The sequence below is a fragment of the Kocuria sp. UBA5001 genome, assembly GCF_002398425.1.
GTDB classification, from domain to species: Bacteria; Actinomycetota; Actinomycetes; order Actinomycetales; family Micrococcaceae; genus Kocuria; species Kocuria salsicia.
In genome coordinates this window covers 17330-31279 of record NZ_DGYR01000003.1, presented here as the reverse complement: position 1 = coordinate 31279, position 13950 = coordinate 17330, and the positions used below count along the sequence as shown (strand labels likewise).

The following is a 13950-nucleotide window of genomic DNA, read 5'->3' as shown; positions in this document are numbered from 1 at the left end:
CGTTCGGGCTCAGGCCGGGCGCGTGAAGGCGAGCCAGATGGTGGGGATCACCCGCTGCGCCCCGCGCCCGGTGGCGCCCATGGCCATCTGGTCCGTGAGCTGCCCCGAGTAGCTGGTGACCAGGATCCGGGCCATCTCGGCGGCCGGGACCATGAGGGTGAGGTGCTGGCTGCGCGCTACGCGGCCCAGCGCGTTCTCGATGGCCGCGTAGATACGCTCCCGGACGGGTGCGACCGCCGCGCGGGCTTCGGGGGAGCGGAACGCCGCGAGGAACAGCTCCATGCGCAGGGCCTGCTGCTGCACGTTGGCCACCGAGTCCGTGACGCCCTCGATGATGCGCGTGACCACCTCACCCACCTCCAGACCGGAGTCCAGCCACTGATCCAGTTCGGAGTCGAGCGTCTCGATCAGCTGAGTGGCGAGGTCGTCGAACGCGAGGACGGCGAGTTCGTGCTTGGTCTCGAAGTTCGAGTAGAAGGCGCCCCGGGTGAAACCGGCAGCGGCGCACAGGTCGCTGATCGAGGCGCCGTCGATCCCCTGCTCCGCGAAGACCGCGGGGGCAGAGCGGATCAGTTTCAGGCGGGTTGCGGAGCGGGAGCGCCTGTCGGGGGAGGACGCCTCTCCGGGCGGCGGGGTGCCCCTCCCGGGTTCGGCACCGGCCACGTATTCTGCTTCTGTCTGATTGCTCACGGTTCCATCGCCTCGTCGTGACTACTGGATACATGAGTGTATCGTGTCTCCAGAACTCTATGCACTCGTGCATTCCTCGCTTACAGGAGAAACTGTGTCACCCAAGCACACACCCGCCAACAGCTTCCGGGCCCGGCTCGGCAAGCCCTTCGCTCAACCCCTCTTCTGGCTGCTCCCCATGCTCGCGATCCTCGCGGTGGGGGTTGTCGGCACCGCCCTGTACCTGGGTGGTCTGTCGAACCCCGAGAAGCACTTCAAGGACTTCCCGATCGCGGTCATCAACCAGGACAAGGGGGCAGAGGTCGCGCAGGCGGACGGCAAGACCAAGGAGCAGAACCTCGGCACCGACCTCGTCAGCGAGTTCGCGGACAAGGCGGCCGAGGACGACAAGATCGACCTGCGCCAGCTCACCTGGGACGAAGCTCAGGAGCAGCTGGGCCGCGGCGAGCTCTACGCCGCCGTCGTCATTCCGGACAGCTTCTCCGAGGACACCGTGGGACTGGTCGAGGGCTCGCTGACCAACGGCAACGCCGCCCGTCCTCAGGTCACCGTCTACACGGACCCGCAGGCGGGTTCGCTGGGCACCCGCCTGGCGACGAGCGCCGTCGAGCCCGGGGTGCAGCAGGCCAGCAAGAAGGTGGGAGAGCAGCTCACCGCCTCCATCGAACCCGCCGAGCAGCAGGCCTACAACAAGGTGCTGCAGCAGCTGCAGGAGAGCCAGCAGGCCCAGCAGCAGCAGCTCTCGCGCTCCGCCGCGCAGGGTGGTCCCGCCGTGCAGCAGTTCGCTCAGCAGGTCCAGCAGGCCCAGCAGGCTTCCGTGGAGCAGATCGCCAAGGAACTCTCCCCCACGGTCAGCTCGGTGGCGAAGGACACCCTCGCGGATCCCGTGCAGATGGTCTCCGAGCCCTACCACGACCTCGAGGAGGGTACGGCCCTGGGTATGGGTGCGTTCTACTACTCGATCCTCCTTCTCGTCGTCGGCTTCTCCGGCTCCGTGGCACTGAACCTGCTGATGGACGGCCGCATGGGCATGTCCCCGTTCGAGATGGGCCCCTTCTTCAAGGACTACCCCCGCGCCGTGCTGCCTCGCCCCGTGGGCTTCCTCATGAAGTGGCTGACGTTCGTGGTCGCCGCAGCCCCGACCTCCGCGCTGATGATGACGGTGGCGTCCGGGGTCGGCATGCCGGTTCCGAACGGTTTCCTGGTGTTCCTGCTCGGGTGGCTGGCGATGTCTGTGGTCTCGGCCATCGTGCTGGCGCTGATCTCGGTGGGCGGCAGCGTGGGCATGCTGCTGTGCCTGATCTACCTGGTGTTCATGGGTCTGCCCTCGGCCGGCGCCGTGGTGCCGCTGCAGGCGGTCCCGGAATTCTTCCGCGGCATCGCCCCCGTCGAGCCGCTGCACCACATCTTCACCTCGATCCGCGCGTCCCTGTACTTCGACGCCGATCCCCAGGCGGGTCTGACCTCCGGCCTGGTGGGCCTGTTCGTGATGCTGGTGGTCGCGCTCGTGGTGGGTCTGCTCGGGGGGTGGCTGTACGACCGTTTCGCCGGACTGCGCGGCGGCGACGGCCCGGGCAAGCACAGCGCAGAGGAGGACGCGCACGCTGCTTCCGGGGAGCGGCACCACCGCAAGAGTGCGGATAACCCCCCTGCCCACAAGGGCGCGCACGCCTAGGCTGGAGGCACGCACCGAACCCCGCCCCGGGGCACGTCACGACGGGGCGGAAGATCCCAGGGAGAAGAAGATGAGCTACGAACCGCAGCAACCGCGCCCCGACTACCGTTCCGACGGCGGGTATGGGTCCGGGCGCCCGGATCCCCGCTCGGCGCAGTACCAGGGGGATCCCCGCACGGGTTCATCGGGTCCGCAGGACGACGAGAAGACCGTCGCCATCCTGACCCACCTCTCGGGGCCCATCGCGGCGATCGTGTCCGTGGGATGGCTCGGTTTTCTGGGGCCGCTGATCGTGTGGTTCATCTACAAGGACAAGAGCCCGTTCCTGCGTGCGGCCTCCGCCGGGGCGTTCAACTTCAACGTGACGCTCTGGCTCCTCAACGTGGTGGGCTGGATCTGCATCCTCACGTTCATCCTGATCCCGGTGGGCATCGTGCTGATCGCCGCGTACTGGATCATGCTGCTCGTGTGTCACATCATGGCGGCCGTGAAGGCCAGCCGCGGTGAGGTCTACCGCTACCCGATGCAGCTGCCCATCCTGCACTGATCCGACGACGACGACGCCGTCCGGCCGCCCTCGCGCGCCGGCTGCCGTGCGCTAGACAACGCCACCCCGGCACGGAACCCTCCGCGCCGGGGTGGCGTTCTTCGTGCTGGGGACATTGTTCAACAATCTATTGGCTGATTGTTGAACAACCTGTAGAGTGCTGATGTCAGCAGCCGTGTGACTCCGCTCACGTGAATCCCTGGAGGGATCGATGTCCTCGTCCGCGTCCCAGCCGCAGCACCACGGCACTCCTCAACCGAACGACGTCGGGCAGCCACGCGACGTCGCGAACTCCCGGGACTCCCAGGGGCAGCCCGCGCCCGCTGGGCCGAGAGCTAAGGGCCACCGCAGCGCGCTCCTGGGCGCGATGTTCCTCATGGCCACGAGCGCCATCGGCCCCGGCTTCATCACCCAGACCACGGTGTTCACGGTGCAGCTGGGTGCAGCCTTTGCATTCGCCATCCTGCTGTCCATCCTGGTGGACATCGCGGTCCAGCTGAACGTGTGGCGGGTCATCGGGGTCTCGGGCCTTCGCGCGCAGGAGCTTGCCAACAGCGTCCTACCCGGTGCCGGATACGTGCTCGCCGCGCTCGTGTTCCTGGGCGGTGCGGTGTTCAACATCGGCAACATCGCGGGCACCGGCCTGGGTCTGAACGCAATGCTCGGGCTGGACCCCAAGATCGGAGGCGCGGTGTCCGTGGTGCTGGCCATCCTCATCTTCCTGTCCAAGCGCGCGGGCCTGGCGCTGGACCGGATGGTGGTGCTGCTGGGCGCGGTGATGATCCTGCTCATGCTCTACGTCGCGGTCGTGGCGGCACCTCCCGTGGGGGAGGCGCTGAAGAACACCGTGCTGCCGGAGAAGGTCGACTTCCTGGTGGTCACCACACTGATCGGTGGCACCGTGGGTGGCTACATCACCTACTCGGGTGCGCACCGGATGATCGACTCGGGCGTGAGCGGTGTGGAGAACGTCAACGCCGTCAGCCGCAGCTCCGTGCTGGGCATTCTGGTCACGTGCGTGATGCGTGTGCTGCTGTTCCTCGCGATCTTCGGAGTGGTTGCCGGCGGCGTGACCCTGGCCGGGGACAACATGGCCGCCGAGGCTTTTGGCGCGGCCGCCGGGGAGATCGGCGTGCGGATCTTCGGGGTGGTGCTGTGGGCCGCCGCGCTGACCTCCGTGATCGGGGCGGCGTTCACGTCCATCTCGTTTGTGACCTCCTCCACCGGCAGCACGCGCACCCGCAACCTGCTCACTGTGGGCTTCATCCTGGTCTGCGCGGTGCTCTACCTGGTGCTCGGCAAGGCGCCGCAGACCCTGCTCGTCTTCGCAGGGGCGTTCAACGGGCTGATCCTCCCGTTCGGCTTCGCGATCCTGCTGTGGGTGGGCTGGCGGCGACGGGACCTGCTGCACGGCTACCGCTACCCCGTGTGGCTGCTGGTCGTGGGGGTGCTCGCGTGGCTGCTCACGGTCTACCTCGCGTGGAACTCGCTGGCCGGTCTCGCGAAGCTGTGGGCGTGATCACCGTGGACGACGCCGCACCGTCCGTTTCCTCGCTCACGCCGGCCCAGGCGCGTGAGCGGTTCCGCGGCGGCGTCGTGCGCCCCACAGCCGGGTGGGCGGCGGGGTGTGCGCAGGCCAACCTGCTCGCCGTGCCGCGGGACTGGGCCTTCGAGGTCCTGCTCTTCGCGCAGCGCAACCCCAAGCCCTGCCCGGTGCTCGGTGTGCTGGACGCGGGGGGGACCGCCGGTCCGCTGCTGCCGGGTGGGGACATCCGCACCGACGTGCCGCAGTACGTGGTCTACGAGCACGGCCGCGAGGTGGCCCGGCCTGCGGATGCGAGGCCGTACTGGCGCGAGGACCTGGTGACGTTCCTGCTGGGCTGCTCGTTCACGTTCGAGGACGCCCTGATGGCCGAGGGGATCCGCATGGCGCACATCGACCAGGGCGTGAACGTCCCCATGTACCGCACGTCCCGGCGCTGCGAACCTGCCGGACGGCTCTCGGGGCCGCTGGTGGTCTCGATGCGCCCGGTGCCCGCGGACCGCGTGGCGGACGCCGTGCGCATCACCTCGCGCTACCCGGTGGTCCACGGTGCCCCGGTGCACGTGGGGGACCCGGCGGGGCTCGGCATCGCGGACCTGACCGCCCCGGACTACGGCGACGCCGTGCGGATCGCCCCCGGCGAGATCCCCGTGTTCTGGGCGTGCGGGGTCACGCCGCAGGCCGCGGTGGTGGAGTCCCGGCCGCCGTTCGCGATCTCCCACGCCCCCGGCCACATGCTCGTCACGGACGCCCGGGACAGCAGCTACCAGGTGCCCTGAGCAGCTCTGACGACGGGCTCTCAACCCACGCGGGCGAGGATCTCGTCCCGCGCCGCAGACAGGGAGTCCCGCAGCAGCTCGACCGCACGGGCACGGTCCCCGGCCTCCAGTGCCGCGAGGACCTCCGAGTTGCGGTGCGCGTAGCCCGCGTGAAAGCCGGGCTCGTCCGTCATCGCGTGGAACACGAGTCGCATCCGCGCCAGCGCCCTGTCCATCTCCGCGAGCAGCGCGCGGGAACCGGCCGCCGCCACGATCTCCCGGTGGAAACGCTGATTCGCGTCCGCCATGGTGGGAGCGTCCCCCGCCTCTACGGCGGTCAGCGCAGCAGCCACGATCTCGCGCAGCCTTGCCACGGCGGGCCCGTCCAGCTCGCCCCACAGCACTGCGCCGGTTTCGAGGACGAGCCGTGCGGCGTAGAGGTCGCGGACGTCGTCGGCGGTGGGATCGGTCACGAAGCCCCCCCTGTTCGGCAGGCGCGCCACGAGGTTCTCCGCGGCCAGCATCGCGAACGCCTCCCGCAGCGTGTTGCGCGAGATCCCCAGCTCTCCACTCAGCGCCTGTTCCGAGAGCTTCGCGCCCGGGGCCAGGGCGCCGTCCGCGATCATGGTGCGCAGCCGGTCCGCGGCGTGCGCGCTCGCCTGCACTGCGCCAGAGTGTGCTGGGGCACTCCCACCCTTCCCGCCCGTGCCGCCCACGCCCTCGTGGGCCCCCGCGGCGCCGTTCACGAGATCTCTGCGAGCGTCTGCCCCGCGGTCACGGAGGCACCCTCGGCCACGTCGGCGCGTGAGAGCGTGCCGCCGCGGTGGGCGCGCACCGGGGTCTCCATCTTCATCGCCTCCACCACCAGCACGGGCTGCCCGGTGTCCACCTGCGCGCCGTCGGAAACCAGCCACGTGACCACGGTGCCGTTCATGGGGGCGGTGAGCGCGGCGTCGTCCTCGCCTGTGCCGGGGGACGCCGCCGCCCCCGCCTGCCCCACGACCGCCGGGCTCGCGCCGCCGCGCAGCAGGGCGTCCGCGAGTTCCTCCGGAAGCCCCACCCGCACGGCGCGCCCGTCGATCTCGAGGGTGAATGTGCTGCGCTGCCCGGCCGCCGGCGCCAGGTAGGGGGAGGCCGCGAGATCCCGGGCGAACTCGTCCTCGATCCACGTGGTGTGGACGCCCAGCCGCTCCTGAGAGGTGAAGGCGTCCTCCTCCAGCACGGCCTGGTGGAACGGGATCACGGTGGGCAGCCCGCGGACCACGAGCTCGCGCAGCGCCGCGCGGGAGCGGAGGAGGGCCTGCTGACGGTCCTCGCCCCACACGATCAGCTTGGCCAGCAGAGAGTCGTACTGGGCGGGCACCACGGAGCCGGAGCGCACCCCGGTGTCCACGCGCACGCCCGCACCCGTGGGGGCCTCGAATGCCTCCACGGTGCCCGGGGTGGGCAGGAATCCGAGGGCCGGGTCCTCCGCGTTGAGCCGGAACTCGAACGCGTGGCCGTGCGCCGCCGGGTCCTCGGGGATGCTCAGGGGGAGGCCCCGCGCCACGCGGAACTGTTCGCGCACGAGGTCCACCCCGGAGGTCTGCTCGCTCACGGGGTGCTCCACCTGCAGGCGGGTGTTGACCTCCAGGAAGGAGATCAGCCCGTCCGGAGCCACCAGGTACTCGACCGTTCCGGCGCCGGTGTACCCCGCCTCGCGGCAGATCGCGCGGGCGGACTCGTGCAGTGTGGCGCGCTGCTCGTCCGTGAGGAAGGGCGCCGGGGCCTCCTCCACGAGCTTCTGGTGCCTGCGCTGCAGGGAGCAGTCCCGGGTGCCCACCACGGTCACGGTGCCGTGGGTGTCCGCGACCACCTGGGCCTCCACGTGCCGCGGGCGATCCAGGAACCGCTCCACGAAGCACTCGCCCCGGCCGAACGCGGCGGTGGCCTCCCGCACGGCGGCGTCGAACGCGCCCTCCACCTCGTCCAGCTCGCGGGCGATCCGCATGCCGCGGCCACCGCCCCCGAACGCGGCCTTGATGGCGATGGGCAGGCCGTGCTCCTCGGCGAAGGCCCGCGCCTCGGCGGCGTCCGGGACGGGTCCGTCCGTGCCCGGGACGAGGGGGGCCCCCGCGCGCACGGCGATCTCCCGAGCGGTGACCTTGTTGCCGAGGGCCTCGATGACGTCCGCGTCCGGGCCGATCCACGTGAGGCCTGCCGCCACCACGGCGCGCGCGAACTCCGCGTTCTCGGACAGGAACCCGTAGCCCGGGTGCACGGCGTCCGCCCCGGAGCGCTCCGCGACCGCGAGCACGGTGGGGATGTCCAGGTAGGTCTCTGCGGGGGAGGACCCCGGCAGGGCATATGCCTCGTCGGCCATGCGCACGTGGAAGGACTCCGCGTCCGGCTCCGAGTAGACGGCCACGGACGTCAGCCCTTCGTCCGCGCACGCCCGCGCGATCCGCACGGCGATCTCCCCGCGGTTGGCGATCAGAACCTTTTTCATACGGATTCTCCTGTCGAGGTGGTCTGGTCCGGGGTGGCCTGGGACCGTGGGGTGCGGCCCGCACCCGCTACGTCGAAGCGGACGTCCGTCCCGGGGGCGAGCTGCGCGGCGAGCGCGAGGTCCCGGGGGACGACGACGCCGATCACCGGGTAGCCCCCGGTCACTGGGTGGTCTGCGAGGAACAAGACGGGAACCCCTGAGTGGGGCACCTGCAAGGAACCCGTGACCACGCCCTCGCTCGCCAGCTCCTCGGTGCGGGCCCGTTCGAGGACCGGGCCGTCCCGCGGCTCTTCGAAGCGCACGCCCACGCGGTTGGAGTTGGTGGCCACGCGCCACGTCCGGGCGGTGAGGGTGGTAAGGGACTCCGGGGTGAACCAGTCGTCTCGTGGCCCGGGGGCAACGCGCAGGGTGACCGTCTCGCCCCGGGCCGGGACGTCCACCTCGGGTGGCTCGGGCTCGCCGACGGCGCGTCCCTCCGGGGCGGGGCGCACGGGCAGCACGTCCCCGGTGGCCACGGGGTCCGGGCCGGTTCCGGAGAGCACGTCTGTGGAGCGGCTGCCCAGCACCTCCGGGAGGTCCAGGCCGCCGCGCACGGCCACGCAGCAGCGCAGCCCGCGGGATGCGGAGTCCAGGCGGAGTCGTTCACCGTCGTACAGCGCGAAGGGTGCACAGAACGGGACGCTCCGGACGTGGCCGGTCGGCTCGGTCTCCGCGACCGACGCGGTTTCCTGCGCCGCCTCCTCCACCGTTGCGGGGCCACCGTCCGCAGCGGTGCCCGGCCCCGCCGTGCCGGCGGCGGTCGTCGACGGGCCGGGTCGTGCCGGGGAAGCCTCCTCCGACCGGGTGATCGTCCCCGTGACGGGCGCCCCGGCGAGCGCGAGCACGTGGTGCCCGCGGGCCGTGACGGACAGTCCGCCGACGGTGAGCTCCAGGACCGCGGCGGAGGCGTCGTTGCCTACGAGCCGGTTCGCCTGCACCGCGCTGGTGCGGTCCGCCGCACCGGAGGAGGGAACGCCCAGATCCCCGCGCCCGGAGCGGCCGAGGTCCTGGACGAGCGTCTGCATCCCAGGTTCCTCGACCACCAGGGCGTGCGCCGCGGGGGAGGGGCGGGCCGGTGCGGCGGCGTCGGCCACCGTGACCAGTTCGCGCACGGCCCGGTAGTGCACCGTGTCTCCCGGGCGGATCAGGGCGGGGGGCTCGCGGGTCTCGTCCCACAGCACCGCGTCCGTGCGGCCGATCAGCTGCCAGCCCCCGGGGGAGCTGCGCGGGTAGACGGCGGAGAAGGTGCCGGCGAGTGCCACCGATCCCGCGGGTACGGCGGTGCGCGGGCTGTCCCTGCGGGGGACGTCCAGCGGGTCGCCCGGCGCGGTGAGGTACGCGAAGCCCGGTGCGAAGCCCCCGAACGCCGCGGTCCACGGCGCGCCGGTGTGCGCCTCGACCACGCCGTGCTCGCCGAGGCCGGTGAGCCGGGCGACCTCCGCGAGGTCCTCGCCGTCGTAGACCACCGGGATCTCCACGGTCCTGCCCTGCTCTCCGGCGGACTCGGCGGGGGTCACGGAGCCGACGGTGTTCGCCGCTGCGTGCGCGGTGCGGGCCGAGGCGAAGGAGACCAGCACGGTGGTGGCCGCTGCGAGCACGTCCACCTGACCGGGGAACGGGTGGGCCGCGAGGTGGGCGTGCCAGCGCACCACCTCGGGCAGGCTCCCGCAGTCCAGCAGGAACGCCTCGCTCCCGGCCCACCGTACGGCGGGCACGGGGCGGTCCTGCGACGGCGACGACCCGGTGCTCATGCGAAGGACCGGATGGTGATGCCGGCGTCCTCGAGTCCGCGGCGGACCTCGGCGGCCATGGCGGCTGCGCCGGGGGTGTCCCCGTGCACGCAGATGCTCTCGGCGGCGATCCGCACGGTGGAGCCGTCCACTGCGGTGAGCGTGCCGTCCTGCGCCAGGCGGACCATGCGCTCGGTGACCTCAGCGGCGTCGTGCAGCACCGCACCCTCCTCACGCCGGGAGACCAGTCGTCCGTCCGGGGTGTAACCGCGGTCCGCGAAGGCCTCCGTGACCGCGCGCAGTCCCGCTCGCTCGGCCTTCGACAGTGCCACGGAACCGGGCAGCAGGAGCAGGGGGAGGTCTCCGCCGAAGGCCCGGACGGCGTCCACCACGGCCTGCGCGTGGCTCTCGTGGTGGGCAATCGTGTTGTAGAGGGCCCCGTGGGGCTTCACGTAGCTCACGCGGGTCCCGGCGGCGCGGGCCACAGCCTCCAGCGCACCCATCTGGTAGAGGACGTCGTCGGCGAGCTCAGTGGGGGAGCAGTCCAGGAAGCGGCGGCCGAAGCCCGCGAGGTCCCGGTAGGCCACGTGCGCGCCCACGGTGACTGCTGCGGCGACGGCGTCCCGGCACGTCTGCGCCATCACGGACGGGTCCCCGGCGTGGAAGCCGCACGCTACGTTGGCGCTGGAGACCGAGCGGAAGACCGCGGCGTCGTCCCCCATCCTCCAGCTGCCGAACGACTCGCCCACGTCGCTGTTCAGATCCATGACCGTCATGCGTGACCTCCGTCTCACTGCGTGTCCCACCAGCATGCCTGACCGAGGACAAATTGTTCAACAATCCACCGGGGAATATTTCCCCGCGCCCCGTCCTTACACAGGTACTTCAAATTTGAAGTAGATGGACGAAGGCCTCGCCACGAGGAGGAGAAGGCAATGCAACTCGGTATTTTCACCATCGGTGACGTGACCACCGACCCCACCACGGGCAAGACCCCCACGGAGCACGAGCGCATCAAGGCCACGGTGGCCATGGCCAGGAAGGCCGAGGAGCTGGGCATGGACGTGTTCGCCACGGGCCAGCACCACAACCCGCCGTTCGCCGCTCCCGCCAACCCGCCGGTGCTCATGGGTGCGGTCGCCGCCCAGACGGAGAAGATCCAGCTGAGCACCGCCACCACCCTGATCACCACCACGGACCCCGTGCGGATCGCGGAGGACTACGCCTACGCGCAGCACCTCGCGGACGGCCGTGTGGACCTGACCCTGGGCCGTGGCAACACCGGGCCCGTGTACCCGTGGTTCGGCAAGGACATCCGCCAGGGCATCCCGCTGGCCGTGGAGAACTACCAGCTGCTGCACAAGCTGTGGCGCGAGGAGAACGTGAACTTCTCCGGGCGCTTCCGCACGCCGCTGCAGGGGTTCACCTCCACGCCCCGGCCGATGGACGACGTCCCGCCGTTCGTGTGGCACGGCTCCATCCGCTCCCCGGAGATCCCGGAGCAGGCCGCGTTCTACGGTGACGGCTTCTTCCACAACAACATCTTCTGGAACAAGGAGCACACCGAGCGGATGGTGGCGTTCTACCGTCAGCGCTACGAGTACTACGGCCACGGCTCCGCGGACCAGGCGATCGTGGGCCTGGGCGGTCAGACGTTCATGGCCAAGAACTCGCAGGACGCCGTGCGGCAGTTCCGCCCGTACTTCGACAACGCGCCGGTGTACGGTCACGGTCCGTCGCTCGAGAGCTTCATGGAGCAGACTCCGTTGACCGTGGGCTCGCCCCAGCAGGTCATCGAGCGCACGCTGTCCTTCCGGGACTACGCCGGTGACTACCAGCGCCAGCTGTTCCTGGTGGACCACGCCGGTCTGCCGCTGAAGATGGTCCTGGAGCAGATGGACATGCTCGGGGAAGAGGTCTTCCCGGTGCTGCGCAAGGAGTTCGACTCCCTGCGTCCCGCGCACGTGCCGGAGGCCCCCACCCACGAGTCCCTGGTTGCGCGGCACGCGGCGGGCAAGGACCCGATCCCCGGTGGCGGCCCGGACTCGCAGGCCGCGAAGGACCGCGCCGCCAAGGCCGAGGCCGCGGCGAACGCGCAGCAGGACAGCAGCAAGTAGAAGAACGAGACACGCAGGACACGAGGAGAGCGCACCATGACTGATCGTCGGAGCATCGCGGTGGTGACCGCGGGACTGTCGGAGGACGCGTCCACCACGCGCCTGGCGCGGGCGATCGCGCAGGCCGCGAGCGACGTCGTCAGCCGTGACGGCGCCCCCGAGCCCGAGGTGCGCCTGGTCAACCTGCGGGACGTCGCCCACGGGATCACGGACGCCATGCTCACGGGCATGGCTCCGGCCCCCGTGCAGGACGCGCTGGACGCCGTGCTCACCGCGGACGCCCTGGTGGCGGCCACGCCCACCTACAAGGCGAGCTACTCGGGGCTGTTCAAGGCGTTCTTCGACCTCTTCGACGAGGGCGCCCTGGAGAACCTGCCCACGGTCGTGGCCGCGACCGGAGGGTCCCCGCGGCACTCGCTGGTCCTGGACACCGCCCTGCGCCCGCTGTTCAGCTACCTCAAGGCGCTCACGCTGCCCATCGGCGTGTACGCCGCCACGGAGGACTGGGCTGACGCCTCCCTGCAGTCCCGCATCGAGCGGTCCGGTGCCGCGCTCGCCGGGATGCTCGGGGTCGGGACTCCCGGCCACGACGTCGCCGGGCCGGGCCACGCGGCAGGGGCCGGTTCGGGGGCCACGGAGGACGGCGCCTCCGCCGCGGACGGTGCCTCCACCGAGCCCGTGGGGGCCCGGCGGAACGCGCCGCCGCGCCCGGATCGCTCCGTGCGGGACGAGTTCGCCGCGGTGCCGAACTTCGAGGACCTGCTGGCGGCGGTGCGAGGATGAGCTCCATGCCCACAGAAGCACGCCATCCCGAGGACCGTTTTGAGCCGGCCGCCGCGGGGACGACCACCGGCGCGGAGAGGCCCGATCGCTGGGAAACGTGGCGGCTCTACTTCGAGACCACGGCGCGGCTGACCGCCAGGATCGAGGAGCGGCTCAAGGCGCAGGGCTGCTCGACCATGGAGTACCAGCTGCTCCTGCTGCTCTACGAGGCCCCCGGGCGCCGCATGCGCCTGGGCGAGCTGGCGCGGCGCCTGGTCTTCTCGCCGTCGCGGCTGAACTACCAGGTCAGGGTGCTGTGCGAGCGGGGCTGGGTGCAGCGGCGTCGTGCCGAGGGCGACGGCCGCGGCTGGGAGGCGGTGCTCACCGCGGAGGGAGTGCAGGCGTTCCGGCGGCTGCGCCCCGCCCACGCGCGGGACGTGGAGGAGCTGTTCTTCGCGTCGCTGACGGACGACGACGTCGCCCGGCTCGGTGATCTCATGGGCCGGGTCGCGCGGGGGCTGGGGGAGGCCTGACCGCTCGGGGGAGCCCGAGCAGCCCAGGGGAGCCCATGCCGCTGGTGGAATGCACGCCAGCAGCCGTCGGGGTGGTGGCGCGCAGAAGCGGGAGGGTGCCCGCCGCGGGCTCGTTCCCTCAGCCGATCCAGTAGCGGCGGACCGGGCGGCCGTCCCTGTCCGGGACCACGTTCTCCAGCACCCCGCCACAGGCCTCGATCGTCGCGGCGGAGGCGGCGTTGTCGTCCGCGCACACGACCAGCACGCGGTCGACCCCCGCTGCGTTGAGCCGCGCCACGGACTGCCGCAGGATCTCCGTGGCGTAGCCGCGGCGCCGGAACGCAGGGCCCACGGCGTAGCCCACGTGGCCGCCCACGCGGAGGAGGTAGTCGGTGAGGGCGTACCGGATGGAGCTTCTGCCCACCACCTCACCGGCCACCTCCGCGAGCAGGTAGTCCGCCCGGACGAACCCCGGTGCCAGGTTCTCTCCCCGGGACGCGTGCTCCACGGCGTCCAGCACGTCGGACCACGTGCCCTCGTCCAGCACGAAGGAGAAGTCGTCGGCCAGCAGCTGCTCGTGCAGCGCGCGGACCGCCGTCTCGTCCTCGGCCGTGGGGAATCGCAGCGTCAGTGGCATGTCGCCATGCTGGCACGGATGCCGTGTGGTGCCCACCCCGTGCCGGCTGGGCAGTCTTGGTCCCGGTCACAGAGTGTTCATCCACCGGAGCCGTAGGTGCGGCGGCCCGCCCGCTCGGCGAACTCGTCCAGCGCCGTCAGGACCGCCGGAACCAACCAGACCTTCTGTCCCTCCACCTTGACCGACGGCTCGTGGCGGACCAGTCCCGCGGCGGTGAGGTCGTCCACGGTGCGGTAGGCGGTGGGTGCTGCGATGTACCCGTCAACGTCGTGCAGCAGTCCCGACGAGATGGCACGAAGAGGCCTAGTGAGACAGTCCGGGCACACCGTCCCACTAGGCACTGCTCCTGCGGGCCCGACTTTCGCGGGTCCTGTGGCGCGAGGCTGCTGGCCCCTGGTGAGAGCTGACGCGCAGCGCAGACGGACAGGAGGCCCCGGGGGAGTGCTCGACGC

14 protein-coding genes are annotated in these 13950 nt (G+C 71.3%); 7 read left to right on the top strand and 7 right to left on the bottom strand.

The features are described 5' to 3' along the window. Positions 1-9 precede the first annotated feature (9 nt). Entirely contained in the window at positions 10-690 is a 681-nt protein-coding gene (locus tag B3G12_RS02485; protein WP_244944885.1) for a TetR/AcrR family transcriptional regulator, read from the bottom strand. Positions 691-784: 94 nt separating this feature from the next. On the opposite strand from B3G12_RS02485, the gene B3G12_RS02480 reads away from it, so the two are divergent. The 4 genes from B3G12_RS02480 (at position 785) to B3G12_RS02465 (ending at position 5234) form a co-directional block, all read left to right on the top strand. Continuing rightward, entirely contained in the window at positions 785-2365 is a 1581-nt protein-coding gene (locus B3G12_RS02480) for a DUF3533 domain-containing protein (RefSeq protein ID WP_145011766.1), read from the top strand. Between the two features lie 70 nt (positions 2366-2435). Next, entirely contained in the window at positions 2436-2912 is a 477-nt protein-coding gene (locus B3G12_RS02475) for a DUF4870 domain-containing protein (RefSeq protein ID WP_144943233.1), read from the top strand. 211 nt (positions 2913-3123) lie between these two features. Beyond that, positions 3124-4431, top strand: a complete 1308-nt coding sequence (locus B3G12_RS02470; RefSeq protein WP_244944886.1) for an NRAMP family divalent metal transporter — start codon at positions 3124-3126, stop codon at positions 4429-4431. Further along, positions 4422-5234 carry a putative hydro-lyase gene (locus B3G12_RS02465; protein WP_414672720.1) on the top strand — a complete coding sequence of 271 codons (813 nt, stop codon included), beginning with the start codon at positions 4422-4424 and terminating at the stop codon, positions 5232-5234. Before B3G12_RS02470 ends, B3G12_RS02465 begins: the two co-directional genes overlap by 10 nt. Before the next feature lie 20 nt (positions 5235-5254). Here B3G12_RS02465 and B3G12_RS02460 read toward each other — a convergent pair whose 3' ends face one another. From B3G12_RS02460 to B3G12_RS02445, 4 genes are all read right to left on the bottom strand, one after another. Further along, complete coding sequence (locus tag B3G12_RS02460; protein WP_244944887.1) at positions 5255-5878, bottom strand: GntR family transcriptional regulator; 624 nt, start codon at positions 5876-5878, stop codon at positions 5255-5257. 77 nt (positions 5879-5955) lie between these two features. Further along, complete coding sequence (locus B3G12_RS02455; protein ID WP_144943235.1) at positions 5956-7701, bottom strand: acetyl/propionyl/methylcrotonyl-CoA carboxylase subunit alpha; 1746 nt, start codon at positions 7699-7701, stop codon at positions 5956-5958. Next, entirely contained in the window at positions 7698-9491 is a 1794-nt protein-coding gene (locus B3G12_RS02450) for a carboxyltransferase domain-containing protein (protein ID WP_145011768.1), read from the bottom strand. Before B3G12_RS02450 ends, B3G12_RS02455 begins: the two co-directional genes overlap by 4 nt. Beyond that, the gene (locus B3G12_RS02445) at positions 9488-10246 is read right to left on the bottom strand and encodes a LamB/YcsF family protein (RefSeq protein ID WP_145011771.1); all 759 of its coding nucleotides are present in this window, start codon (positions 10244-10246) and stop codon (positions 9488-9490) included. Before B3G12_RS02445 ends, B3G12_RS02450 begins: the two co-directional genes overlap by 4 nt. A 159-nt stretch (positions 10247-10405) precedes the next feature. On the opposite strand from B3G12_RS02445, the gene B3G12_RS02440 reads away from it, so the two are divergent. From B3G12_RS02440 to B3G12_RS02430, 3 genes are read left to right on the top strand one after another with little or no spacing between them, the layout of a single operon-like run. After that, positions 10406-11587, top strand: a complete 1182-nt coding sequence (locus B3G12_RS02440) for an LLM class flavin-dependent oxidoreductase (protein ID WP_126874595.1) — start codon at positions 10406-10408, stop codon at positions 11585-11587. 36 nt (positions 11588-11623) lie between these two features. Continuing rightward, on the top strand, positions 11624-12370 hold the full coding sequence (locus B3G12_RS02435) for a CE1759 family FMN reductase (protein WP_144943239.1): 747 nt from the start codon (positions 11624-11626) through the stop codon (positions 12368-12370). A 5-nt stretch (positions 12371-12375) separates the two neighbouring features. Next, entirely contained in the window at positions 12376-12882 is a 507-nt protein-coding gene (locus B3G12_RS02430) for a MarR family winged helix-turn-helix transcriptional regulator (RefSeq protein ID WP_244944888.1), read from the top strand. Between the two features lie 118 nt (positions 12883-13000). Here B3G12_RS02430 and B3G12_RS02425 read toward each other — a convergent pair whose 3' ends face one another. Next, on the bottom strand, positions 13001-13498 hold the full coding sequence (locus tag B3G12_RS02425) for a GNAT family N-acetyltransferase (protein WP_290498916.1): 498 nt from the start codon (positions 13496-13498) through the stop codon (positions 13001-13003). A 77-nt stretch (positions 13499-13575) separates the two neighbouring features. After that, positions 13576-13839 (bottom strand): hypothetical protein, encoded by a 264-nt coding sequence (locus tag B3G12_RS02420; RefSeq protein ID WP_186366760.1) that lies wholly within the window; start codon positions 13837-13839, stop codon positions 13576-13578. Positions 13840-13950: the final 111 nt, after the last annotated feature.